Genomic DNA, 26,252 nt, shown 5'->3' on the forward strand with positions numbered 1-26,252 from the left:
GTTTCATTTTATTAAATGGAGGTGGTTAAGTGGAGATTAAAAGATATGAGTTGCTTCAAGAACGAGGCGGGTTTACGTTAGTGGTTTACCTCGATTCTTATTTGGAGGAGTTTTCGAATGAACTGGGACCCTCGGATTTCAGAAAAAAAACTCTCCAAGTACAAATCGATCATTTAATCAGGGAAAGATTCCCTTATTTAAATATTAATGCGGCCAAGGTTATGGCTGGTTCACTCTTGGTAACGACTATTTATTTTGGTTCCAACATTACAAGGGCAGGTGCAGAAACTACAATCGCTGTTCAGACTCAGCAAACCGGTCAATACGTTGTGTATAAAGTCCAGGCTGGCGACAGTTTATATTCAATTGCAAGGAAGTTTAATGTAACAGTATCGTCTATTAAAACTACAAACAATTTAACTTCCGACACCATTTATGTAGGCCAGGTATTAAACCTGCCTTTTTATACATATACCGTCGTTGCAGGTGACTCTTTATATTCGATATCGAGGAAGTTTAACACAACCGTTGATAGTATTCGTTCTTATAATCAGCTTCCGAGCGATTTCCTTTCGATTGGACAAAAAATAAGGATTCCAAGGACTGTTGAGCAAACAACAGCTGTTACACCAGCACCAGCGCCGACACCTGCTCCGGAACCCGCGCCTGCTCCAACACCTGCCCCTACGGTGGAAAACACCACAACTACAACGAGTACATATCAAGTTGCAGCAGGTGATACGTTATATCAAATAGCAAAAAAATTCGCCACTACCGTGGATACAATTAAAAATCTAAACCATTTAACTACTGATAGCATTTATGTCGGGCAAGTCTTAATAGTATCGCAGACACAAACCGTTCAAAGCCCGGAACCGGTACAGAAGCAGACTCCTCCTGCTCCAGTAACCACCACAACCTATACAGTTGTAGGAGGCGACTCTTTATCACTTATTGCCAAACGATTTAACACGACTGTGGATCAAATTAAAGCAGCAAATAAATTAACAAGCGATTTGATTTTTGTCGGCCAGATCCTAACAATTTCAGCAGGCAGCACAGTCACTGCCGATACAACAGCACCTGCAGCACCTTTACTAAACTCAATTAGTAAAATTACTTCAATCAATCAGGCAAGTACTTCCATTTCAGGGACTACTGAAGCAAACGCAACCGTCTATCTAACACTATCAGATGGAATCAGTCCAGCAAAATTGCTTCAAATAAAAGCTGATGTCAGCGGCAGGTTTGAAACAAAAGTTGACACTTCCAGCTCATCAGACGGAACAATTACAATTACCGCTGTAGCAACGGACCAGGCAGGAAACCGAAGTCCAGAAAGCCGATTAATTGTCACGAAAGATACCATTGTTAATGAACCTGTTCTAGATGGTACCGTAAAAGTAACGATTGAGACTGTAAAAAATTACACCCTTTTTGGAGTAACTGACCCTGGAGCTTTCGTGGATTTGACCGTTTCAGACGGTGTCCATCCAAATGTAACGATGAGAGCAATTGCCAATGAAATAGGTGAATTTCGTGCAAATGCCGATTTGATTTCTCTAAATGATGGGCAATTAACCGTCACCGCACGGGCTATCGATCCATCGGGAAACATTAGCGCCATCAGACAAACGACGATTACAAAGGACACTAGTCTGGATGCACCGCTGATCGGAAATGCGAAAGTAATAAACAGCCAAACAGCTACAAATTATCCGATATTCGGGACTGCCCGGCCGGGGTCAAGAGTGGACATATCTGTTTCAGATGGGACTTTAGGTAATGCCATTACAACAACTGCTGTTGCGAATGCAAACGGCGAATTTATTGCTAATGTGGATGTAACTGGTCTGAAGGATGGTGCCCTCAACATTTTGGCTGTGCAAACAAGTCCAACGGGTATCAAAAGCCCAGCTGGAAAAATGACTGTTGCGAAAGATACAAGTGCTCCCCTTGCACCAATCTTAAATAATAACAATTTTATAAATCTGGAAAACAAGAGCTCATTTTTACTAAACGGAACTGGCGAACCAAATGCACAGGTGAACATCAAAGCCTTCGACGGGACAGGCAAAAGCGTTGAAACAATCGGGCAGGTGAATGAAACTGGCGGATACACCATTCCCGCAGACCTGTCCAACTTAAATGATGGCGATATCCGTTTCGAAATATCCCAAGTCGACCAAGCCGGTAATATGAGCCCATTGACCGTCAAGACGCTGAACAAAGATACGCTCGGTCCATCGAGTATCCAATTTAACCAGCCTTCAAGTATTTTTAGCGGAAACGTCAACACCTATAAACTAAGTGGTACTGCTGAACCGCTTATCACACTGGACTTGACCATTTCAGACGGTGTAACCAGTCTGATTAAAACTACCGTAACGGATTCGCGAGGCAATTTTTCTCTGCCTGTTGATGTTAGCAGCCTGAAGGATGGGGATATTATAGTAGCCGTTGTGGCCACTGATGCTGCCGGGAACAGGAGCCAGCTTCAGCCTCTGACCATAACAAAGGATACAACTGCACCGGAAGTGCCAGTAACAACCATGGCACCATATGTGAATCTGTTAAATCAAAATCAATTTTCTGTCAGTGGTTCTTCTGTGGAAGAAGGTGCTTCGGTTAAAACCACCGTTAGCGATGGGACCACCAATATAGTCAAAAACACCATGATTTCAAACGGCAAATTTAATCTCAACTTTGATTTAGCCAGTTTGAAAGATGGAAACTTAACGCTGGAAATCATGCTGATTGATAAAGCAGGAAATGCAAGTATCGTTCAAACTTCAACTGTTGTAAAAGATACCGTTGTTCCAAATCCAGTCATATCCAAAAACGGCTTTGGTTTTGAAAATAAACGTCCGATTTATACGATGCTTGGCACAGCAGAACCCTATTCTGTCGTTTATGCAACCATTCGCAACACAAATGGGGCAGAGTTAATGAGCACTTCTGGGACAGCGGACGCGGAAGGTTTTTATACCTTAAAATTCTATCTAGACCAAGCAGATATGACCGGCGCCGCGACGGCTTCTGTATATCAAACGGACTTTGCAGGAAATATCAGTACCTTAGCCTCGGTTCCACTTTACAGCCATACAGCTACAGCTGGCGAAACCCTGTATACGATTGCCAAACGCTATAACACCACGGTTGACGCATTAATGGCACTGAATCAGTTGTCCAATGATGCCATTCAGCCAAATCAGCTGTTGAGATTACCAGTAATGGCAAGTGAAGTAGTCAATCTTGGCTATATGTATTTTGGCAATACTCAAGATTACGGCTCGATGGTGAACCAAACCGCAAGTTCCGTCAATACCGTGTCGCCAAGTTATTTTGATATCAATGCCAACGGTACATTGAAACTAACGTACAGCTTGGACCCAGCCTTCATTTCAGCGATGCATTTGCAAGGAATCCGGGTGGTCCCATTCTTAAGTAATCATTGGGATCGAAATCTCGGCCGTGCTATGCTCGCCAATAAAGAACTTGCCGCCCAACAGATTGCCGATGCCGTTGCCCGCTTTAACTTGGATGGTGTCAACGTGGATATTGAAAATGTCACGGAAGTGGACCGGGCCAACTATACAGAATTTGTTCGGTTATTACGGGAAAAGATTCCAGCCTGGAAGGAAGTTTCAGTGGCGGTTGCGGCAAATCCTAATGGCTGGACGACAGGCTGGCATGGTTCGTATGACTATAACCGCTTAGCGAAATATGCTGATTATATAATGATCATGAGTTACGACGAAAGCTATCCGGGTGGAGAAGCAGGCCCTGTTGCCAGTCTCCCTTGGGTGGAAAGGTCGATTCAATATGCCCTTAATCAAAATGTTGCTTCTAATAAAATTTTACTTGGTATTGCTCAATATGGACGCTACTGGATTCAGGGACAAACCTATGGAGGCTTTGGAATTTCAAATTGGCAGGTGGAACAATTAATTAAACAATATAATGGAACGGTTGTTTTTGATGAAGTAAGTAAAACGCCAAAAGCCATTATTACCATTAGAGACGGAGACCCAAAGCCGGTTGTTGGGGGTACTACTTTGACTGCCGGTACCTATAGCATCTGGTACGAAAACGAGGAATCGATTCGGCAAAAATTACTGCTGATTAGTAAATATAATTTGCTCGGTGTTGGAAACTGGAGTATCGGACAGGAAAACAAAGAGGTTTGGAACAGTTATGCGACTACGCTTCCGACAACCGTGGTTGTAACTCAGACTCCTCCACCTTTGGAAGCGGCTGGTCCACCTGCTCCATCTTATGTATCGTATACAGTTGTTGCGGGCGATAATTTATATTCACTTGCCCTTCGATACAATACAACTGTCAGCCAAATTAAAGAAATCAACAAATTGACTACCGACACTCTTTATGTTGGCCAGACATTAACATTACCGAACACAACAGGGACGAATACAACACCTGCACCTACGCCGGCGCCTGCTGCGACCGCCACCACCGTGAACTATACGGTAGTGTCGGGCGATTCATTATCGGTCATTGCAAATCGGTATAATACGACAGTGACAGCCATTAAAGAAGAAAACCAGTTAACAACTGATACGATTTATATAGGGCAAACTTTAAAAATCACGACCACAAACACTACACAAGTGAATTCAACAGTCATTACGTACAAAGTGGTGTCCGGTGATTCCATATCAGCCATTGCGAAACGGTATAACACTACCGTCACCGCTATTAAAGAACTAAACGGCCTAACAACAGACACAATTTATGTGGGACAAACTTTAAAAATCCCAGGATGAGACGCAGGGACGGTTCTTGTGCATCACAAGCATGATGCACAAGAACCGTCCCCATGTTTCACTCTGCACAAAAAAACCTATAGGGTGACTTTTTTCAAAATGTCCACTCTATAGGTTCCTTGTTATTACTTCAGGTCCTTGCTGTATTCCTTCATCTGCCCGCCGTTTTTATCGTCGTATGCAATTAACACTAAGCCTAATTCATGTTCAAGCTGCTTTATCATTTCCTTCTGATTTTCTGTGATATCAGCTATTTGATACATTATCCCACTCCTTGTTTAAAAGAATCATGGGATTATTATCACCCGATCTATTCAGATTATTCGATACAAGCAGCTACCACAAAGTTATAATCAATTAGTATTTTTGCTATTCTTTGCGTTTAACTCGATAATATTTACCAGCTCCTCAATAATATCGTTTAACCTCATCATGCTTGTGTCTTTATTAAGGATTCGAGAAGTTTTATAAAGCAAAATTTCTTCTTGATCACTCATAAAAAAGCCTCCATTCGATGTAAGTTCCCTAATACCATTTCCTACTTATATATGTAATTTACACCTATTATACAACAGACCACCTTTATATGTAAATTACATATATAAAATATTCCTGAAACACGGGGACGGTTCTTGCGTCTCATTTTCTGACACACGAGAACCGTCCCCGTGTTTCACCCCTGTTTCAAAAAGGAACCTGAGTCTAAGACTCAAGTTCCCTCTACGATCTTATTTGCAGCTTTTCTCGCTCTCAAAAATCGGACTAGGTTTAAAACAATTACTTTTGAAACGGCGTAGGTTGGGACAGCCAATACCATTCCAAGTACTCCTGCCAGATTGCCTGCGGCCAATAGAATAATGATGATGGTTGCTGGATGCGTATCCAATGACTTTCCTAAGATCATCGGGGACAGGAAGTTTCCTTCTATTTGCTGGGCGACTAGGATGACGACGATGACCAGTAAAGCTTTTGTTGGAGAATCAAAGAATGCAACAAGCACAGCGGGAGTACCGCCAATGATTGGCCCAACATATGGGATGATATTGGTGAAGGCTACAATAAGCGCCAAGATTAACGCATATGGCATGTCAATGATTAAATAACCGATAAAAGACAAGGTTCCGACTGCCAGGGCAACCATAACCTGCCCCTGGATGTAGGCAGACAATGTCTCCCCTGTTTCTTTCAAAATCTTTAGGCCTTCATCTCTGTAACCTGACGGAAAAAATTTTGAAACGGCTTTTGGAAATTTATGACCATCCTTAAACATATAAAATAATAGGAATGGTACTGTGACAAGTATAATAGCTAGATTGGTGACCATTCCAAACAAACTCAATAGTGCATTCGTCAGGGTTTTTGGCAATGTATTTGCAAATTCCATTGACCGTTGCTGTACCGTATCAATAATTTCACTCTGAGTATCCCGAAAGCTTTTAAACTCTGAAGACTTAACCATATTTTTTAAAAACTCAGTAATCTCATGGGCAAAGACCGGCAAATTGTTGGCAAGGTCCGTCGCCTGTTTAGAAACAATTGGAACCAAGCTGCTAATCGCCAACACAAGGAGGCCAATAAACCCGACATATATGATAAGAATCGAGGCTATTCTTGGCAGCTTTTTACGTTCGAGAAAATTCACTAACGGATTTAAAAGGAAATAAAGAAATCCAGTGATCAGAATTGGAAAGAAAACCGTTGAGAAAAAGACTCCTATCGGCTTAAACATAAAGGTGATTTTTGTTGAAACGAAAATAATTGATAAAATAAGCAAAATTTGAATGAGCCAGAATTGTAATTTTGATTTTGACACGGTTTGTACCCCTTGCCTCTATATTTGGGTTAAAGTATATCAAAGTATTGGAATAATATACAGTATATTCATAGGGATTTTAATAGATTTTTCTATGTTCTTTTTAAAAATGATTGCTGATATAGGATCCACGACTCTACTTATCGCAGAAACTGCTATATATTATTACACCACATCTTACAAATAATGAAACATAGGGAAAGTTCTAGCGTATCAAATGCAAGAACCGTCCCTATTGTTCATTTAAGGAATCCCTTTAAAACATACTCAACTGATATTTTCTTGACAAAAGTTCCAGAAGTTTAAGTCCGGCCACACTGTTTCCTTTTTCATCTAATGCTGGACCGAAAATGCCAATTCCAAATTTACCTGGAACCGCCCCCATGATTCCGCCTGATACACCACTTTTAGCAGGAATACCAATTTTTATTGCGAATTCGCCGGATGCGTTATACATTCCGCACGTAACCATAAAGGTTTTGCAAATTCTTGCTACATCGTCAGGCAAAATTCGCTTCCCGTTAAGAGGATCCACTCCATCCATCGCAAAAATCATACCGATTCTCGCCAAGTCCAGACAATTCATTTCCACCGCACACTGTCTTGTATATAAATCTAATAATGTTTCGACATCCTCAGTGATGATTTTATGCTGCTTGAGAAAATAACATAATGCCCGGTTTAAATTCGCCGATTCAAACTCTGAGCGGGCTACCTTTTCGCTATAGCCAATAGCAGGGGCGCCAGCCAATTCCCTAATAAAGCCTAATAATCGATTGAACCGCTCCTCCACTGAACCCCCTTTTATCATATGAGTGACAACAAGGGCCCCGGCATTGATCATCGGGTTTAATGGTTTGGCCGGAGCCATGGTTTCCAACTTGGCAATCGAATTAAACGGGTCTCCAGTCGGTTCCATCCCAACCCGTTCAAACACGTAGCGAAAGCCATGTTCCATTAGAACAAGAGCTAAGCTAATAACCTTTGAAATACTTTGCAGCGTAAACTTCTTATCAATATCTCCCGCTGAGATACATCTTCCGTCAGGATAGTTTATCGCAATCGACAAGGCATTTGGATTTGCTTTACCCAATTCAGGAATATAATCTGCGACCTTTCCCTCTTTTGTGCATCGTTTTGCTTCTTCCACCAATTGCCGCAATTCGTCACTTGATTGACATGGCATTCTGCATCACCCGTAGTAGTATGGGCGAATGAAGTGACTGTCATTCATTAGTTTTTTGCTGCGTTTTAACCAAAGTGGTAATTATATAAACTTTTAACCTGAACACTTTTTAACACTACATATAAAAGGGCCTAACTCATATTTTAAGCCAGGCCCTCTACTTCATTTTTATTTTTCAAAAATGGCATTGGATAATAGTCGGAACAAGTAATCTGTATGATCACGGAAACCAGCTTCCAATCCAATTAGTGTTACATCTTTATCCTGCTCTTTCACAATGACAGCCTGACCCTTTGCTTCCGCTTTTTTATTAATCCAATGGCCAGCCATAAAGAAATCATCTTCGCTTCCTAAACTAGCAATTACTTCATCATTGCCTGTACCAGTATACCAAACCGGGCGGTAAACAAAACCAAGATCATCCTGGTCATAACCGGCAGCTACCCCAGTTCCCGAATAATTCACCTTTACGATTCCGTTACTGTTAGATCCGGCGGTATTAATGGTATCATCAGTAAGCCCTAGGGTTTTGGTTGCGCTCGATGCCCCTGCACCAACCGCAATATACTTTCCACCCTTACTTACAAAATCAGAAACATTGTTTTTAAAAGAATCAAATTGGCTGGCAGCTTGGAAGCCAAATTCTTTATTAGCAGCTGATAATCTATCTGGCAGGGCGATTAGACTTTCAGTTCCGCTAAATACAAATACATCAAATCCACTTAAACCATTTTCAGCAACTTCTACAGGCGTCACTTCGGTTACAGCAAAACCAAGTCGTTTAAGTGCCAGCTTTGTACCGCTGTGGGACTGTTGTTTTCCCATGCCGCCGTCCTTCAAGATTGCCACTTTTAAGCTCGATAGTTTAGCGGCATTTGCTGGTACCTTTTCAGTGCTTCCAACTTGGATGCCAGATGCCTTGACCGCTGCACCAATTTGATTAGCTGCTGCCTCTACATAAAAGTCACCGTTTTCATCACGCTTCACAGATACGCCTTGCTGAAGTAGTGTATTTACTAGATTAACAGCTTTTACAGAACTATTCGGTATAACAAATGGTCCTTTTCCGGTAACCGCACCTTGTTCTGTAACCTGATTAACTTTAGTTGTAACTACATTCACATCATTTTCCGTTGAAATAGCTTCAAAGCCCCAAAGCTCTGGTAAGCTCCATGCCGAAATATCATACATTGCTGGTGTATCGTTTGAGATATCCTCTCCATCCCATAGTATCGTGTTAGCTAAACCAGCCTTGGCTTGATCCATTTTTACAATATAGGTTCCTTTTGGATAGTTTTTTCCATCAACAGTGAAGCTTTTTGCGGCTTGTACCACTTCAATATCGTTTTTCAGCAAATGCTTAACGGCTTTATCCGTTACAGTTGGATCCTGTTCTTTAACCGGTAGGATGTATGCTTTTGGGAAAAAGCCGTCCTTATGGAACGGATGGTCAAAGTTGATACCACGTTTAAACATTTCAATTTGATCGGTAATCATTGCTTGCTTATTCTCCGTAGCAAATTTCAGTGCACCCATAATGGCATCATACTGCCAGCGAACACCATCCCAATCGTTTGTTGGTGCTTCTAATGTATGACCATAGGCACCATGGTACATTGCATACATTGGAGTAAAAATTGGCGGATAGTCGTCCCAGCCGGCGGAGTCATCGCGCTGAGGAACATAAACACCCTCCATACTCTTATACAAATTCCCTTTAAAAGTAGCTTTATCGGCCATGATGTTGGCTTCCATTGCTTCAGCCTGCTGAAATGCCCATTTGTTATACAAATCATATTCATAATTCGGATTATGCGGTGGTGTACAAGGTTCGATTAAGCCTTGATGGTTTGGAGCATAATTTTTTACATAACCATGTGTGTCAAGGAATACCATCGGATTCCATTCTTTAATCAACTCAACCGTTTCCTGGGTTTCCGGCTGTGATTGCGTAATAAAATCACGGTTTAAATCAATTCCTTCACCGTTAAAACGGGTAGCATTGACACGGCCATCAGGATTTTGGACAACATTAAAAATTAGTATATTGTTAGCTAAAATATCTTTGGTCTCTTGATCATCCTGTGTCGCAAAGCGTTCAATTAACTGAAGAACTGCATCACTTCCTACAAACTCTGTTCCATGTATTGAACCATTGATCATAATCGGAACTTTAAAATCCGGGTTGGCGGCAATCCAGTCTTGAGCCTTGCTTGGATTTTTAAACATTTGTTTCCGTAAAGCTTGTATTTTACCAAATTTCCCTTGTGTGGTTGGGTCTGCAATGGTGACAACATAAAGAGGGTTCCCATCTGCAGATGTTCCACGGACTTCAACCTTCACACGGTTGGATTGTTTCTCAATATCTTTCAGCTTCGTGCCGATTTGCGAGAACTTAACAAAATCATAGTTCTCACTATTAAACTTGCTTCCATCTTGTTCTTCATATGTATTAACGTTTGTCCACTTGTTCCCCTCAGCATAACCAGCTGAAAATGGAACAGTGGAAACTAGACTAATAATCAACAAGCTTGCTGCGGCTTTTTTCTTTTTGTTCTTTTTCATTGATTTACCCCCCAATTATGTATATTTACTACTTTTATAGTATTTTTATTCTATTATCAATAAATAAAAATAACATCCTACTATTTTCCTGAATTGTAAGTGAACGGAATAGGATTTAGTATCTATTATTATGAAACAGGCGTTTCCGCTGCTTAGCACCACTAATGTTTGAGCAAGGAGGAGGTAATTCCATAATTAACCATTTGAAAAAAAAGAAGCCCGAGTCTAAGACTCAAGCTCCATCTATTGGTCTGGACGCAGGCAGCAAATTCCCCACACAATTAAATCAAGCACTGGAACACTGGATTCCTGTCTCAAATATCAATCATTCAACCCAATCATTATTGTGAAAATAATCCATCCCCTTGTAGTCATCGCCATGCATAATAGGTAAGTTAATATATAGAAGAGTATAAATAATCGTAGTTAAATAGATAGATAAAAAGATAGTTTCCATTCCAAACACCTCATTAGTCTTTAAAAATTATAGATTAAAACTATTTGTAGGATGAAATTTTAATTCCGATTTATGTACTAATTCGATTTTATAATAATCAGCAGAATCAACTTCTTTTATTTCGCAAAAACCCGAAGTGTACTCATAAAGGAGAATATATTTTTTATTATTATAAAGAACGTTTTGATTTAACATTAATACAAATTCCCCCTTAATCAATCATTGTTACTCATTTTATTTTATAAGCGTTTTATTAAATATGATTAATTTAATGTAAAGTTCTATCAAGTAATTTCCACAGCATCCTACTATTTCCCTGAATATAGGAAAGGAAATGGAAGTATTTAGTTACATTTCTGTTGAGCCTTCAGGATTGAACAACAGTCAAAAAAAGCTTGGTTTAGGAGCTGCTAAACCAAGACTTTTTTGAGTTTGTTCATTTTATTGTGCAATAGCCAATGGAATTAATTGTTTAATGCGCTCTTCCGCTTTATATTCAAATGGTTTCGGAAGTGTTTTTACAAAGTTAACAGTCCCCTGAAGATCTTCCGGGCCAACCTCTAAGTCTGTAGCAAGGTCTTGAATACCATATTTGACATTACCGTACATATAGTTGTTAACAACCACTGTATATTCTTTATTTTTGTCAATCCTTGAACCATCAGGCAAGAAGATGTCAGCTACTTTACCTGTTTTTCCATCCCATGTGTACTTAAAACCTGCAACATGAAAATCTAACCTGTATGTTTGTGTCCCATCTGTCTCAGTAAACGGAGTAATTTGGTTATTTAGAACAGTTTCCAAATCTGAACCGCTAAGCTTTACTTTATTTAACACATTCCCGAAGGGCTGGATAGTGAAAAGGTCGCCAAACGTTACTGTCCCCGCATCAAGATTTGCACGGACACCGCCGCCATTCATTAAGGCAAAGTCCGCATTCATTTCGGCCTTCATTCCATCCGCAATCAAGTTTCCAAGTGCAAAATCACCTGTTACTGCACTAGGATAAGCTTTGTCTAGAATTGTTTTAGACTCTCCAACAACTTCTGCTTTAATTGGAGCGATCTTTTCCTCATACTTCTGCATGATCGCAGATACCTCTGGGTCCGGTTGGTAATCTTTTTGGAATACCGTTACAATCTCTGCTTTCTTGTCCACAATGTCCCCGGTTACTGGGTCAAGTTCAAGATCGACATCGGAAAAAGCAGAGCCATATGAATAAGCCTGGACGATAAGCTTGTTATCTACTACTTTATTAACCCCGACATGGTTATGAGCAGCAAAAATAACGTCTACTTCATCATCGATATTTTCAGCAATTTTTGAAGCATCATAGGAATCTGAACTACCTGTCTGTGTTGTTGGATTATGTGCCAGAACGACGATCGCTTTGATACCTTGCTTCTCTAATTCAGCAGCATATTTGTTGATGGCTTCTGCTTCATCGGTGATTTGAAGATTTTCGTTTCCTTTAGTAACAATCATATTAGGTGTTTCTTGCGTCACAACACCTATAAACCCAATCTTTTTGCCGCCAATTTCTTTTATTGCATAAGGTTCGGTAATTAATTTTCCGGTTGAATTATCATACACGTTCGCTGCTACTACCGGGAAATCCATTCCTTTATAACCAGGACTACCTTTTGGATGGTCGCCGCCATGGATCATGCGCTGTAATTCTGCGATTCCTTCATCGAATTCATGATTCCCTAGTGTACCAACATCAAAATGCATCGCATTCATCACTTCAACAGTCGGCTCATCTTGGAAAAGAGCGGAGATGAGCGGGCTGCCGCCAATCATATCACCAGCATGAACTAAAAGAGTATTAGGGTTTGTTGCTTTACGAACTTTCATCGCCGCAGCTGTGTACTTCATATTCCCAGCTAGCTCTGTTCCAACTTTTGTACTGGTATCAAGCTGCCCATGTAAGTCGTTTAAGCCTAGTAATTGTACTTTTATCGGACTAAGATTTAATTTGAAGATTCCAAAACCCTTGTCGTCTGTTTTGTTTGTATAAGTGATATTGCTGCCTTGGTTTATATAGCCTTCTGCATTAGGAGATGTTGTAAACGTAACATTTACATCCCCATCGATTGGAGCAATCGACCAATTGTTATCAGCAGTAGGCGTGATCTCTTTCATTTCAGAGATATAATCCATTAGAATTTGACGGCTCTCATCCGCAGAGTCGACTACTAGTTCACTCCCTTTTAGACCAGGGAAGTTTCCGCCGCCACCTGCGCGGTAGTTGTTTGTCACAACAATAAAGTCTTGATTTGGATCCACTGGTTGGCCGTTATAAGTCAAATTAATAACACGGCTTGAATCTGGATTAATCAGTTTACCAGCTGAATCGTACTTAGCAGGTTTTGTAATATCAAATTGATAGTGTACACCATCAATGACATCAAAGTTAAAACCTGGGAACGTCGAGTTTAAAAGTTGTTGCTCGTCCGTTTTTGCAGGATCAATCTGATTGAATTTCCCAGCCGACATTTCAACCCATTCTTTAACTACTGAGCCTTTTACCTTTATCGCCTTTAACGTGTTGTCATAAAGGTATAAATCACTAGCGCTACGGATGGTTAAATCCCCTTTATTAATTTCAGTGTATTCTGCCGGCCCATTGCCACCAGCCTTGAATGGAGCCCCCGCAGAAAGGATTGGAATGTCTTTATATTCTGGTTTACTTTGGGCGATGTATTTTTCGACATACCATTTTTGAGCATTTGTCACGACTTGAATAGAAGGATCATCCTGAACTAATGAAAAGTAACTGTGGATATCATCAGTCGTTTTACCGATTGGTGTATTTACATAGTTAACGGTCGCCTCGTGATCGGCTTTCAACAGATTGGTAATAGTTGGATCGGGCTCCACAGTGCTCTCTGTTTTCGTCTTACCAGTAGCAGGATCCTTTACATCCTTATAGGTCTCACGGGTGGAGGATTGCGAATTAACTACAGACCATTTGCCTTTTTCTTTCTTCAGCTGAAGATCGATTAGTCCTAAAGAACCACCGCCGTAACCTGCTTGTACTGCAGGAACGCCATTAATGGTTCCCTTTGCGTTATCCACTCCCGGTAAAGGTTTTTTGTCAGCACCTAAAAACGAACTGTCAAGAGCTGCTTCCGTTTTAGCAGGGAACAACTTATGAGTATGAGAAAAAGTAATAGCGTCTATGCCAGGTACTTCACTTAACGAATAAATCACATTTTCCGTACTTGCCTTATCACTGCTAAATCCAGAATGCGTCAAAGCGATGACGATATCAGCACCTTGTTCTCTCATCTGTGGGACGAACTTTTTTGCCGTTTCAACAATATTTTTGGTGATGACATTTCCATCAAGATTAGATTGATCCCAATCATTAATTTGCGGCGGAACAAAACCGATATATCCAATTTTTATCACATGCGTTTTACCACTCTCATCGATTACCTTTTTATTGACAATGCGATATGGAGTATATTTATTAATATCATTTTCTGGATTTTGATCATGATCATCAATATATACATTTGCATTTATAACGGGAAAGTTGGCATCATCATATACTTCATCTAGAAAGTCTAAGCCATAATTGAATTCATGGTTTCCGAGTGTAGCCATATCGTAACCCATTTTGTTCATGGCTTTAATGGCAGGATGTAGTTCACCTTCAATTATTGGTTCAATTTTTGCTTTATAAGTTCCAAGAGGAGTACCTTGGATTAAGTCTCCATTGTCTACTAAAATACTATTTTTTACTTCTTGTCTTGCTTGTTTTACGAGTGTTGAAGTCTTAGCCAATCCAACCTTCTCATAAGGGCCATCCTTAAAATAATCATAGGCTAATAGATTTGTATGAATATCAGTCGTTTCCATGAGACGTAAATTTACAAGGTCTTTATTGGATTGCTTTGCTAGAACGTTTACTGGTATGTTTTTATTTTGTAATTCTGCTGCATTTACTTGTGTGGAAAGCAGTGGTACTGTCATAATCGTTATAGCTAAGGAAGCTGAAAGAATATTTTTCGGCCTAAGAATGTTTCTTTTTTTCATTCTAATTCACCTTTCTTGTGAAAGTAGTTTTTTGAAAGCAGATTTTACTAGAACTTCTGCTGTTAGTAGTTTAACAAGATAATGTTTAATTCTTGTATTCATTCTGTTAAAGTAGTGTAAATTTGCGCTGTTTACAAATTTTTTACATTTGATTTATAGGGTTTTATTCATTTTTGGCAAATTCTATACATAAGAAACCTAAAAGGGGGAATTCGTTTATGAAACGTAAAAGAACCTATTTTATGATTGAAGATTTGGTGTTTGAAGTTGAGAAACCGGAAATTCCGGTAAAACATATAAAAAAAACACAGGTTAAAATCGAAAATGAGGAATATAAAGAATTACGAAAAGAATTCAATGAAGATGTTTATCATATTGTAAAGACACCTGATGGGTGGGTAATTTCAGAAAAAGAGTAACATAAGTTATTTTTTTCCATATACAAAAAAACCTAGATAATTCATCATTATCTAGGTACCCTTTCTTAGAGAATATCTCGTTTCAAAGGATTTTTAAGCAGTTTAATTTCTCCATTTGGTTTAGGAAATTCACTAATGTTTTCATATTTTTCGTCCCTATTTGGATTGGTTGAATCTTCAATCACATATTCCTTAAACGAACAGCTAAATAGTTTACGCGCGATTCTTCCTTTTTCACCAATTAGGTTGAACCAGCTTTGCCTAACATAAAAAGGGTTTGTTAATATTCTATCAATAATAAAAGAAATGCTTTCCTTTTCTTCCTCTGATGTAAATTTTACTTTTGAAGAAAGGGCTAAGATAAAATAGTTTTTCTCCTTATCTACTTCTAGTAATTGAAGATGGTACCTCTCACGCTGCTTTTCATTGAAATCCTTTAAGACCGTTTCGATACTTTTATCAATATCTATTTCAAATTTACCCGCGTCTCTCCAGCACGATACTCGTGGATCAAATAAAGACAGTGTTAGTATATAATATGCTGCATAGTTTTTGTGATCAAATACTTCATTGCGTTTTTTTTCATCTTCCGGTACTACAATAAATTTTTTATAGTCTGCAAAAAAATGATCCATCATATCATACACCTTCTCTCAAACCTTAATAGAATGGTTGAAAACAGTTTTTCTCCTTATCTTTCAACATATCTTTTATATTTCTTTTTTAAAACTTAAATTCCTGCTTATTATTACATAAATCCACATTAATCATGGTTTTTACTAAAAAAGTCCTATCACCTGATCAAAAAATGTCGTAATAATGGTTACAAAATGATCCCGATAGCATTTGCCATCGGGATCCTCTACCTACTTATTAGATTACTTTTTCCTCCAGGCTTAATTCATCTTCCCTTTTACGAGAAAATAAATGGGCAAGGGCCTCTGGCAGGGCAATCATCGCTGGCAAGAAGACAGGAAGCAGAATAAAGCATAGGACGACGAGACCTGTGATGACGGCAATTGCCAATTCACCCAACAGGATAATTCCGGATGGCATTAGTGTAGCAAAGGTGCCGCCGAGTATAATTACTGCCGAAATAATGACTCCACCTGTATTTCTGGAAGCCAAAACGATTGCCTCTTTTGGTGACAGATGTTGATATTCCTTATAGCGCATCATTAAGAATATACTGTAGTCCACACCTAAGGCTACAATGATGATGAAAGAGAAGAATGGAACAAAGGAAGAAATACCAGCATATCCCAACCAATCTATGAAAATATAGTTAATGATGAACATCGCAGTATAATATGCTCCTAAAAGGGACGCAGTGATAAAAACTGGTGTCCAGAACGAACGTATGACTAAGAATAAGACTAGTAATACTCCGATAATAACGATCGCGGTTGCTTTGTTCAAATCACGGCTCAATATATCGTACAAGCTAAATCTATTGTACGGTGATATTTCAATAGGTAGCAAGACAAGAATAGTCCTAGTCCATACGTAGGCTTAAAAAACTGTCAAAAAAGGCCCAAAGGTATTCCTTAGAGCCTGTTAAGTAATTTAATTTAGTTTTATAATACTTTCACCTAGAACCGAAGTTCCCCAAAGTAATGATAAATGATCCTTGTCCCTAACTGGTCCAACCCCTTCAGGAGTACCCGTAAAGATTAGATCCCCTTCCCCTAATCCAAAGTTTAGGGCAATGAAATCAATTATGGTCTGCAAATCAAAGATCATATTTTTTATGTTCCCATGCTGTACCTTTTTACCATTTATAAGAAGAGAAAATTCGGTCTTCTTCATTTCTTCTATCCCAGGAAAGGAGATGAATTTGCTCACAATAGCTGAGTTTGGAAATCCTTTTGCCAATAGCCATGGCTGGCCTTTTTTCTTGAGTTCACTTTGAACATCCCGTAAGGTAAAATCGATGCCAATGGCCATACTATTGACTATTTCCTCTACTCTAATCCCTTTTTCATATGATTTTCCTATCCTTATTACTATTTCTGTTTCAAAATGGATAGAACCTCGATTTCCAGGCAGTAAAATTTCCTCACCAACAGGTTCCACCAAGGCATGAGTAGGTTTGGAAAAAATAATCGGAGAAGTCGGCACTTCATTTTGCAGCTCCTTAGCATGCTCAGCGTAGTTTCGACCGACGCAGTAGATATTAGAGATCTTATTCATGACAATCCCTCGTTTTATAGTAAAAATTAAAACTTACTCTTAAAGTTGACATGGCATTATTCATCACCCGTAGTAGTATGCACCTTTAAATTTATTTTTTAAGATAAGCCATTCCATTCTATTCGATACAAATCATGTCTCCGGTCACGTAATTGTCGCATCGAACCGGAATTCCGAGAGCGTCTCAGTTTCTCAAGGTCAACGTCGCCAACAACGACGGTATCAACGTTAGCATCACATTCCCCGACAATCCCGTCCCTTGCGAACTCAAAATCGGCTGGCGAGAAAATTCCAGATTGAGCATATTGAATATCCATGTTTTCTACATGTGTTAAATTGCCCACAGTTCCGGCAATACAAGTATAAACTTGGTTTTCAATCGCACGGGCCTGGGCACAGTAGCGTACGCGAAGATAGCTTTGCCGATCTTCTGCACTGAATGGGACAAAAATAATATTAGCACCCTGTTCAACTGCAATTCGTGAGAGTTCAGGAAACTCGATGTCATAGGATACCTGAATTGCAATTTTTCCACAATCTGTATCAAATACATTGATCTCATTTCCTTCAGCGATTCCCCACCACTTTTTCTCGTTAGGTGTCACATGAAGCTTCGATTGTTTTTCAATTGTGCCGTCCCGGCGGAAAAGAAAGCCGACATTGTAAATATCTCCATCTTCTTCGATAAAATGAGTTCCGCCGACTATATTGATGTTATATCTTACAGCAAGCTGCGTAAACAGTTCTATATATTGATCTGTAAAGGTCGCCAGTCGCCTTACTGCCCGGTCTGGCCGTTTTTCTTCAAGATAGGACATCAATTGGGTTGTGAATATTTCTGGAAACACCGCAAAATCGGAACCAAAATCGGCGGCTACGTCCACATAATATTGCACTTGTGTACTGAAATCTTCATAAGAGTCAATTTTCTTCATCATATATTGGACGACGCAAATTCTAACGGGGAATGATGTACGATAAATACGCTTAGATTTGGGCCGATAATCGACATTATTCCATTCCATCAAAGTGGCCATTGAATCAGACGCTTTGTCGTCTGGGAGGTAGCTCGTATTTATCCGTTTAATTTTAAATCCTTGCAGAAGCTGAAAGGATAACACAGGATCATAAATATTGTGCTTCTCCACTTCTTCCACATATTCCCTTGCTGTCATTTCATCCTTGTATTTGTGATAATTTGGGATTCGTCCGCCAATAATGATGCTTTCTAGATTTAAACGAACGGCTAGCTCCTTTCGCGCCTCATAAAGACGGTGACCTAATTTCATGCGCCGATATTCGGGATCGACCATCACTTCAATTCCATATAAATTAAGTCCACTTGGGTCGTGATTAGTGATATACCCATGGTCTGTAATGGTATCCCAGGTGTGCTGGTCGTCGTATTCGTCAAAATTGACGATAAGGCTTGAACAGGACCCTACGATTTTGCCCTCATATTCCACACAAATTTGACCTTCAGGGAAAATTCGAATATGGCTAAGCAGTTGCTCCCGCTTCCATGGGTCCATGTTGGGGAAGCAAACTCTACCAAGCGCAATAATTTCATCTATGTCTTCAATAAAGATGTTGCGAATCTCAATTTTCTTCTCGTATTTCGACATATCTGTCTCTGACATGGTTTTCACACCCCTGCTCTCAAAGTAAAGCTATGAAGTTCCATAAAAAAATCCTTATCTTAAATTGCATTTTTGATTTAGGATGCCCTTATTTCAAAGTCAAATTCAAGTACACAGAAAAAGCTAAACAAATATGGTGTCATTCCCACCATTTAGTCAGCTTCTTTTTCCTTCATTATTAATTTTCTATTTTTCGTATATCCGTCTCAAATAGAGGATACTTTCATCAATAAAAGGTTCCTTAGTTCCTTCAATCAGAATATTGATATATAGTTTTTTGAGCTTTAATAAGTTAAACAACTTATCGTAATGTAACAACCCCTGTCCTACTGGCACTTGTTTCAAAGAGTTGCCCTCAATGATAAAGTCTTTGGCATGGAAAATAACGATCCTGTCTCCCAACAAAGCAAATGCTTCTTCAAATATCTCATCCTGCTGTAAATAGTTATCAATGGTTAAGAGATTCACAGGATCAAAAATAATTTGTAAATTATGCGAGTCAATCATATCTAAAAGACGCTTCAAGGTTTGGACAGAATAGACAGGATGATTTACTCCCGCCTCAACCCCCACAATGACACCAAATTTTTCTGCCTCTTTTACGAGTTCTGAGACAGTTTCAACTACCTCCATAAAAGGCTTTTCTTTAAAGTTTTCTTTAGTGTAAACAATCTCTGCGTTGACATTGCCCGTTTCTGTCCCGACGATGCTGCAGCCAAAATCCCTTGCAAATCGGATATGTTCTTTAAAACGGGCAAGGCCTTTTTTTCTCTCTGTTAAATCTGGATGAATCATATTAAAATAACAACCTAAGAAGGCAAGCTGAATTCCCCTGGCAGAAAAAGCTCTACCGGCATGGCGGGCAAGGCCTGGAGATAGACTGCCTAATTCTGGATAAAGGAATGGCAATGACTTGCTTAATGCCAACTGAGCACAACTCAACCCTTTATCCGCTATTTTTGTCACCAGTTCTTCTAATGAATTTGCTTCGATGTCATGGGCCCGAATCCCTAAATTCATACTAATCCACCTCTTTCGTTCTATAGCCAAACACTGTCTTCAAAAATGTTAACGTGAACAATTCTCTAAACTACTTTCTGTCCCTCTATTTGCTTTCCCTTTCCTCTGCGGGTAACGACGAAGGAAACAGCCAATAGACCGATGATTTCGCCTGTGGAAGCTGCAATGGCTCCTGCCTTGCCATTCAACCCTGGATACCAATACACCAATGGAATAATCATCAGGATAACAGCGATCATATTAAAAATTTGCGGTTTCAAAAGAGATTTTGTGCTCTTTTGGAGCATAAGAATCCCGCCAAAATAATCAACCCACGGGAAGACCATGGTCTTAAAGATAAAGAATTTTAATACATCGAGGCTTTCGGCCGCCAATTTCGTTTCCGCCCCTAATACCGTGCCCATAAACCAAGGGCCGGCGCTAGTGAAACTAAGACTAGCCAAAAAGACAGATGGAACAATACTGAAAACAATCACACATCTTAAAACTGTCTGTTTGTTATGTTCATAAAATTGCAGAACAATTTGGTGTGTGTACATAAAAAAACTGAGAATCAGGTTAGTAATGCTAAAAGCCAATGCAAAGGAGGCAATCCCTAAATGAACATCCTGAATTTTGCCAAGAAACGCATAAATCATCGGAATTAAGATGGTCTGAAAGGACAAATAAAAAACCAACGGAAAATAAAAGGCAGAAATGTCTTTTTGCCTTAGGGCAGTATCAGGTTCCTTGACGTACCCTTTCATAATGGAATTCCCGCGCCAGACACTGATGAAGCACTCGATTCCCATTCCTGTCAAAAAAATCATTGCACCTGCAGCGCTCGTATTGGCCTGATTGGATAAAATTAAAAAAGCTGCAATAGCAAACATGCATACTAATCGAATAATGACTCCAATCGTTAACCATTTAGTTTCTAGCTTATTAATGATGACCCCCTGATATAAGCAACGGAGTCCGGAAAATAAAATGACCCCTGAAAGGACAAGAAAGGTTAACTTCAAGGATGACATTGATTCAGCTTCCGCATTAAACCCGTACCTAAACACTAAATTTCCAATCGGTGTAAGACCAATGATGGCACAAAGGGCTGTAATAATGAGAGAGACCTTTATAAAAAAGGCAGCAATTTTGTTAAAGGAAGCTTGCCCTTTTGCCAAAGCGGAGCTCGTTTGCCTAAACGCCAAGACCGGCCGTTCGAGAATTCCAAATAGTGAAAAGGCAATAGCATAATTTGCAATAATGACTTCCGCATGATCTGCTCTACTCAATGTTCCATTAATAATCACATGAGAAATGGATGTTAGGCTTGCAGAAACGGCCAATGGAATAAAAAATATAAGGATTCGTACAAAGCTAGAATCCTTAAAGATCTGAGGCAATGTAATTTCACTACTCCTTTCATTATATTTCGGTAATTACAGAGTCATTTATTTTTATCCGGATAGCACGAATTATATGCCTACTTTAGTTTTTTGAATTCAATTGGGGAGTACCCCGTGTATTTTTTAAAACTGCTGCTAAAATATTGGGGATTGGAATACCCTATCTTTTCCGCCACCTCATAAGTCTTTAAATCTGTTTGTTGAAAAAGCTCCATCGCTCTCTTCATCCTCGTTTCAAGGAGGAAATCGCCAAAGTTAAAGCCCTTTTCCACTTTGAAGAGGTTACTAAGATAGGCTGAACTGACATGAACCTCTTCGGATACCGTTTGAAGATTTAGATTAGCCACATGATAGTGTTCACGAATGAAATCAATGGCTTTATCAACGAGCGAGTGCTTTTGATTGGTATTGATCCTTTTGAGAAACTCAGATAAATCTACTGCAATGATTTTAATCTCTAAAAAAATTTCATCGATCGTCTGCATGTTTACTACTTTGCTTTCGGCATTCTCAAATCTTGAATAATCCCAGGTCTTCGCGATTTTGGATGATTCATGGAAAATTAAACTGATGATCCTGATAGCAAGCAGGGTCACTTCCTGTAAGGATGCTTTATTATTTGTTAAACGTTCCTTTGTTAGGTCCAATAGTTCCGTAACTTTTTCCGGAAGCCCCAGTGAAATATATTGGAAAAGATCCTCTTCTATGGCTAGCTGGGCAACCACCTCGTTACAATCGGAAGATTCAATATCATCGATGGAAAAAGCTTGATTGATACCAATCAAGTGGCGGAATTCCATCGCTTTAACTGCTTCTTGATACGAGCAGGAAAGGCCTGAAAGTTCATCATATACTCTCCCTCTCGTAACCGTAATGGTCGTATTAAACGTTTCCTTTATGGTCGAGAGGAGTTCACTTGTCACATTGGAAATAAAATGAATAAAATTATCAACCAATTGATTTGAACCAAAAAGAAACATGGTAAAATGATTGGATTCATCGTTCAAGACGCAGCCATCCATGTTGAAGAGATTGAGCATGCTTTTACAGTGATCCATCATATGTTCTTTCATCGTTTCCAAATTTGACTGAGGGCCAAAATCTGTTTGGTCCATTTTGACATATAGAGCTGTAATGGGTGACCCACTATGCTCTATTCCTACTAAACTCAACTCTTTGTAAATCTCTTCATCTGTTACCTTGTTAAGTCTTAGTTTTTTTAGAAACTGCTGTTGGATATAATGTTGGCTTTCGTTAAGATGGTTTTCTGTTCGTCTCTGAAAATCAAAATCAGCCGTTGCTTGTTTTAGCTTATCTAGTAGTTCACTAGTTTCTACAGGCTTTAGCAAGTAATCATATGCCCTTAATCGTATAGCTTCATGTGCATATTTAAAATCTTCATATCCCGTCAACAAGATGACTTTTATTTTTGGATTAAACTCCCTGATCGCCTTTGTCATTTCAAGACCATCCATAAACGGCATTTGGATATCGGATATGACAATATGAGGTTCTGTGGCCTCAATGATTTCTAAACCTTGTTCACCGTCTCCAGCAACACCCACCAGTTCAAACCCATGCTCAGTCCAAGGAATCACACTGGATAACCCCTTGCGGATAATTCGGTCGTCATCAACTATTACTACCTTATACATTAGTTAACTTCTCCCTTCGTCTTAGGAATCCTGACAATGGACCTTGTCCCTGCCCCCAGCTCGCTTTCAATAGTTAACCCGTAGGCCTCCCCGAAGTGCATCTGGATTCTTTCATGAACACTTCTAAGACCAATGCCAATAATCGCGGAAGTTCTACTTTTGTTTGAAAGTTCATCCCTAATGGCAGTTAATTTTTCGGTGTCGATACCTGAACCATTGTCGATCACTTCAAGGAATATAATATCCTCATTTTCATACCCTTTTACCGTAATCTTCCCTTTGCCTCTTTTTTGCTTGACTCCATGATAGATGGCATTTTCAATCAGAGGCTGCAGGGTAAGTTTAACAATTCTATATTGTAATAGATTAGAATCGACATTTATTTCATAGGAGAAATTATCTCCATATCTCATTTCCTGTATAATCAGATAATTTTGGATGTGAGCAATTTCTTCCTCCAAACTGATAATTTCTTTCCCCCTGCTAATACTAATTCGAAAAAAGTTGGACAGAGCTGTTATCATGCTGCTAGCTTCCTGATTCATTCCCATATCAGACAAGCCCTTTATGGAATAAAGGGTATTATATAAAAAGTGGGGATTAATTTGGGCGTGCATAATTGAGAATTCTAGATGCCGCTTTTCGTCCTGTTCAAGCCGTATTTGGTCTAATAGACTATTGATTTTAACCATTAAATCATCCAATGCCGTTCCTAAGATTCCAATTTCTCGAGGGCCATTGTGAGAGAAAGCCAATTGTAGATTTTTCTCATTGATGAGTTTTGTTTGTGATACTAGAGCAGAGACCGGATTTGTTATGTATTTTGAGAAAAAGTTGGCTATTAAGATGGCTATTCCAGTTAAAATGAGAATGACAACAACCGTTACAATTTTAATATAATTGACTTTCTTTAAAATCTCATCTGTGGGGAAAACAGCCGCCACTTTCCACTTATTGACACCCATCGTATCATAAATGATCGTCATCTTCTTCCCATCTGTATTTTGAAACTCATATCGGCCTCTTTCTTCCTTTAACGATTGCAAATGATTTAATTCTTTTGAATTCAAGCTGTATTCCTTTGCCACTGCTTTGGAATTGAAGGCTCCTTCAGGGCTTACTAGGGTGAGGTAACCATGGTCCCCAATCAAAGATTTATTTAAAACGTTTTCAAAAAATTCTTTTCTTAAATTAAAGAGTAAAATACCATTCGCTTTCGAGTTGCCATTACCGATCAACTTAAAAACGCTTACTACTTCTGAATCACTGGCAAAAATATCATCGGGATGCTCATTATGCCAATAAAACCCTTCCTTGCTGCCTTGATAAAGTTCTCCATATTTTTTATATGGAAATTGATTGAATTTCATCCGGAAATCGCTTCGATATAACGTAAACTTTCCATTTTGCATATCCACCAGAATAGAATCAATAATCGAGTTAAAGTTCAAATGAATCACTTTTAGCGAATTGTTTATTTTAATATAATCCTCAGGCATTACTTCTGAAGATTCTGAGTTAATCAAATCCAGTGTCTTCGGATCATTAGAGAAGGCAACCAGCTGTTCAAATATATCATATAATCTATTTTCCAAATAAGCCTTCGTCTGAAATACTGTATCATCGACACTTTTATAGGCGTTTTCCTCGAGCTGGGTTACAGCCAGTTGGTAGGAAATCCAGCCCGTAAATGCGATAAAAAAAATGATGACTGGCAGAAATAACGAAATAATCGTGGATCGAAGGGAGAATAGAAAATACTTTTTTATAAATGCGACAAGTTTGTTTCTCATAGGTAAACTAGGAAGCGTTTTCATATCTGCACCCTCCTCTCCATTCCTTTTATACTAAATCCTATTATAAAATACAATATTTTACTAAACTAGTAAATGGGTCTTCCCACGCATCCAAAAACTTCCTAGATGACACAGCTAGAACCCATAACAAAATTATGGGTTCCCTGCGCTTATTTAATGATATTGACAAGTGCCATGCTTGCTAAAATAAAGGCACCAACACCATGAAGATCATTTTCAGACACTGGACGAGAAACATAGTAGTCATACACACCTGCAGAAGTTCCGATACAAATTCCTTTCATCGTTAATAAATCACCATCGACTTCAATCATTTTGTTTAATAATCCTTGGTATCCTTTGACAGCAGCTTCAAGGTATTCTTTACCGACATACCCCTCTTCAACTGCTCTGGCAATGGTATAAATGAATAAGCTGGAGCAGGAGGATTCGAGCCAGTTATCCTCTTTGCTACCTTTATCTACAATTTGATACCATAATCCAGTCTTTTCATCCTGATAGTTTACAAGGCTTTTAATTAGGCTATGCAAGGATTCTATCAATTCTTCTCTTCCGCTATGTTCCTCTGAAAGATGATCGAGGATATCAATTAAAGCGGTGCCATACCAGCCAACCGACCGTCCCCAGAACTCGGGAGAGCAGCCTGTTTCTAGGTTTGCCCAAGGCATCTTTCTGCTTTCATCGTAGGCATGATAAAGGAGTCCGGTTTTTTCATCCTTCATATTTTTCCGCATCAGTTTTTCCTGATATAAAACCATGTCATCTAACCCTTGTTCGTTAAAGGCATTTTGGTACATTAAAGCAAACGGACCTGCCATATACAAACCATCCAGCCACATTTGATAAGGGTATTTGTCCTTATGCCAGAATCCGCCTTCTTTAGTTTTGTTCAATGTATAATATAGATATCTTAACTTATCGGCAGCTTTTTTATAGCGTTGATCCTTTGTCTCATCCAACAAAGGATATAATAATATCCCTACTTGAATCGAATCCAGCTGATCCCGCTCGAATAGAAAATTGCCCTCCTCGTCCAGAAGATTATCTAAATAGCTCTTTAGATAATCAAAATACTCCTGATTCTGCGTCTTTTCCCAAACACGCTGCATCCCGTAAAGATAAACTCCCTGGTGATAGTGCCACACATTGGCAGGCGGCAGTTCTTCCGGAGTAAATGTTCTCATCAGTGTTTTTGACGCCTTCTCAGCCATTGCAAGAGCAAGTTCTGCTGTTACATCAGTTGTTTTTGTCTCTGAATAACTCTTCAT

General features: G+C 39.2%; 17 protein-coding genes. 2 read left to right on the forward strand and 15 right to left on the reverse strand.

Annotation, left to right across the window (positions count from 1 at the left end):
• The first annotated feature begins 29 nt into the window (after nt 1-29).
• On the forward strand, nt 30-4,787 hold the full coding sequence (locus tag KHA99_RS04090; RefSeq protein ID WP_213116137.1) for a LysM peptidoglycan-binding domain-containing protein: 4,758 nt from the start codon (nt 30-32) through the stop codon (nt 4,785-4,787).
• Nucleotides 4,788-4,912: 125 nt separating this feature from the next.
• Here the strand turns inward: KHA99_RS04090 and KHA99_RS04095 are convergent, their stop codons facing one another.
• From KHA99_RS04095 to KHA99_RS04120, 6 genes are all read right to left on the reverse strand, one after another.
• Nucleotides 4,913-5,050, reverse strand: a complete 138-nt coding sequence (locus KHA99_RS04095; protein WP_213116138.1) for a hypothetical protein — start codon at nt 5,048-5,050, stop codon at nt 4,913-4,915.
• A 90-nt stretch (nt 5,051-5,140) separates the two neighbouring features.
• Nucleotides 5,141-5,284, reverse strand: a complete 144-nt coding sequence (locus KHA99_RS04100; protein WP_213116139.1) for a hypothetical protein — start codon at nt 5,282-5,284, stop codon at nt 5,141-5,143.
• A 212-nt stretch (nt 5,285-5,496) separates the two neighbouring features.
• Entirely contained in the window at nt 5,497-6,600 is a 1,104-nt protein-coding gene (locus tag KHA99_RS04105; protein ID WP_213116140.1) for an AI-2E family transporter, read from the reverse strand.
• 256 nt (nt 6,601-6,856) lie between these two features.
• A complete protein-coding gene (gene glsA, locus KHA99_RS04110; RefSeq protein WP_213116141.1) occupies nt 6,857-7,786 on the reverse strand; it encodes a glutaminase A in 930 nt (309 codons plus the stop codon).
• Nucleotides 7,787-7,954: 168 nt separating this feature from the next.
• On the reverse strand, nt 7,955-10,351 hold the full coding sequence (locus tag KHA99_RS04115) for a M14 family zinc carboxypeptidase (RefSeq protein ID WP_213116142.1): 2,397 nt from the start codon (nt 10,349-10,351) through the stop codon (nt 7,955-7,957).
• Between the two features lie 898 nt (nt 10,352-11,249).
• Entirely contained in the window at nt 11,250-14,855 is a 3,606-nt protein-coding gene (locus KHA99_RS04120) for a bifunctional 2',3'-cyclic-nucleotide 2'-phosphodiesterase/3'-nucleotidase (RefSeq protein WP_213116143.1), read from the reverse strand.
• Between the two features lie 218 nt (nt 14,856-15,073).
• Here KHA99_RS04120 and KHA99_RS04125 point away from each other — a divergent pair, with 218 nt between their 5' ends.
• The gene (locus tag KHA99_RS04125) at nt 15,074-15,274 is read left to right on the forward strand and encodes a hypothetical protein (protein WP_213116144.1); all 201 of its coding nucleotides are present in this window, start codon (nt 15,074-15,076) and stop codon (nt 15,272-15,274) included.
• Nucleotides 15,275-15,339: 65 nt separating this feature from the next.
• On the opposite strand, the gene KHA99_RS04130 is transcribed toward KHA99_RS04125, so the two are convergent.
• The 9 genes from KHA99_RS04130 to KHA99_RS04170 all read right to left on the reverse strand — a co-directional run bounded on the left by KHA99_RS04130 (nt 15,340) and on the right by KHA99_RS04170 (nt 26,252).
• Entirely contained in the window at nt 15,340-15,912 is a 573-nt protein-coding gene (locus tag KHA99_RS04130) for a hypothetical protein (protein WP_213116145.1), read from the reverse strand.
• 235 nt (nt 15,913-16,147) lie between these two features.
• Nucleotides 16,148-16,756: an MMPL family transporter gene (locus KHA99_RS04135; RefSeq protein WP_307851974.1), complete on the reverse strand. Its 609-nt coding sequence runs from the start codon at nt 16,754-16,756 to the stop codon at nt 16,148-16,150.
• Between the two features lie 84 nt (nt 16,757-16,840).
• A complete protein-coding gene (locus KHA99_RS04140) occupies nt 16,841-17,467 on the reverse strand; it encodes a fumarylacetoacetate hydrolase family protein (RefSeq protein WP_213116146.1) in 627 nt (208 codons plus the stop codon).
• Between the two features lie 98 nt (nt 17,468-17,565).
• Nucleotides 17,566-19,107, reverse strand: a complete 1,542-nt coding sequence (locus tag KHA99_RS04145; RefSeq protein WP_213116147.1) for a bifunctional GNAT family N-acetyltransferase/carbon-nitrogen hydrolase family protein — start codon at nt 19,105-19,107, stop codon at nt 17,566-17,568.
• A 186-nt stretch (nt 19,108-19,293) separates the two neighbouring features.
• Nucleotides 19,294-20,127: a sugar phosphate isomerase/epimerase family protein gene (locus KHA99_RS04150; RefSeq protein ID WP_213116148.1), complete on the reverse strand. Its 834-nt coding sequence runs from the start codon at nt 20,125-20,127 to the stop codon at nt 19,294-19,296.
• 65 nt (nt 20,128-20,192) lie between these two features.
• Entirely contained in the window at nt 20,193-21,509 is a 1,317-nt protein-coding gene (locus KHA99_RS04155) for a multi antimicrobial extrusion protein MatE (RefSeq protein ID WP_213116149.1), read from the reverse strand.
• 80 nt (nt 21,510-21,589) lie between these two features.
• Nucleotides 21,590-23,167: a response regulator gene (locus KHA99_RS04160; protein WP_213116150.1), complete on the reverse strand. Its 1,578-nt coding sequence runs from the start codon at nt 23,165-23,167 to the stop codon at nt 21,590-21,592.
• Nucleotides 23,167-24,984 (reverse strand): sensor histidine kinase, encoded by a 1,818-nt coding sequence (locus KHA99_RS04165; RefSeq protein WP_213116151.1) that lies wholly within the window; start codon nt 24,982-24,984, stop codon nt 23,167-23,169. Before KHA99_RS04165 ends, KHA99_RS04160 begins: the two co-directional genes overlap by 1 nt.
• Before the next feature lie 149 nt (nt 24,985-25,133).
• Complete coding sequence (locus KHA99_RS04170; protein ID WP_213116152.1) at nt 25,134-26,252, reverse strand: glycoside hydrolase family 88/105 protein; 1,119 nt, start codon at nt 26,250-26,252, stop codon at nt 25,134-25,136.

Source organism: Neobacillus rhizophilus (assembly GCF_018343535.1).
Lineage (GTDB): Bacteria > Bacillota > Bacilli > Bacillales > Cytobacillaceae > Neobacillus > Neobacillus rhizophilus.

Bases quoted from the DNA above. Each gene is read 5' to 3' on its own strand.
- KHA99_RS04095 (WP_213116138.1), bottom strand. From the start codon at position 5,050: ATGTATCAAATAGCTGATATCACAGAAAATCAGAAGGAAATGATAAAG.
- KHA99_RS04100 (WP_213116139.1), bottom strand. From the start codon at position 5,284: ATGAGTGATCAAGAAGAAATTTTGCTTTATAAAACTTCTCGAATCCTT.
- glsA (WP_213116141.1), bottom strand. From the start codon at position 7,786: ATGCCATGTCAATCAAGTGACGAATTGCGGCAATTGGTGGAAGAAGCA.
- KHA99_RS04115 (WP_213116142.1), bottom strand. From the start codon at position 10,351: ATGAAAAAGAACAAAAAGAAAAAAGCCGCAGCAAGCTTGTTGATTATT.
- KHA99_RS04120 (WP_213116143.1), bottom strand. From the start codon at position 14,855: ATGAAAAAAAGAAACATTCTTAGGCCGAAAAATATTCTTTCAGCTTCC.
- KHA99_RS04125 (WP_213116144.1), top strand. From the start codon at position 15,074: ATGAAACGTAAAAGAACCTATTTTATGATTGAAGATTTGGTGTTTGAA.
- KHA99_RS04130 (WP_213116145.1), bottom strand. From the start codon at position 15,912: ATGATGGATCATTTTTTTGCAGACTATAAAAAATTTATTGTAGTACCG.
- KHA99_RS04140 (WP_213116146.1), bottom strand. From the start codon at position 17,467: ATGAATAAGATCTCTAATATCTACTGCGTCGGTCGAAACTACGCTGAG.
- KHA99_RS04145 (WP_213116147.1), bottom strand. From the start codon at position 19,107: ATGTCAGAGACAGATATGTCGAAATACGAGAAGAAAATTGAGATTCGC.
- KHA99_RS04150 (WP_213116148.1), bottom strand. From the start codon at position 20,127: ATGAATTTAGGGATTCGGGCCCATGACATCGAAGCAAATTCATTAGAA.
- KHA99_RS04160 (WP_213116150.1), bottom strand. From the start codon at position 23,167: ATGTATAAGGTAGTAATAGTTGATGACGACCGAATTATCCGCAAGGGG.
- KHA99_RS04165 (WP_213116151.1), bottom strand. From the start codon at position 24,984: ATGAAAACGCTTCCTAGTTTACCTATGAGAAACAAACTTGTCGCATTT.
- KHA99_RS04170 (WP_213116152.1), bottom strand. From the start codon at position 26,252: ATGAAGAGTTATTCAGAGACAAAAACAACTGATGTAACAGCAGAACTT.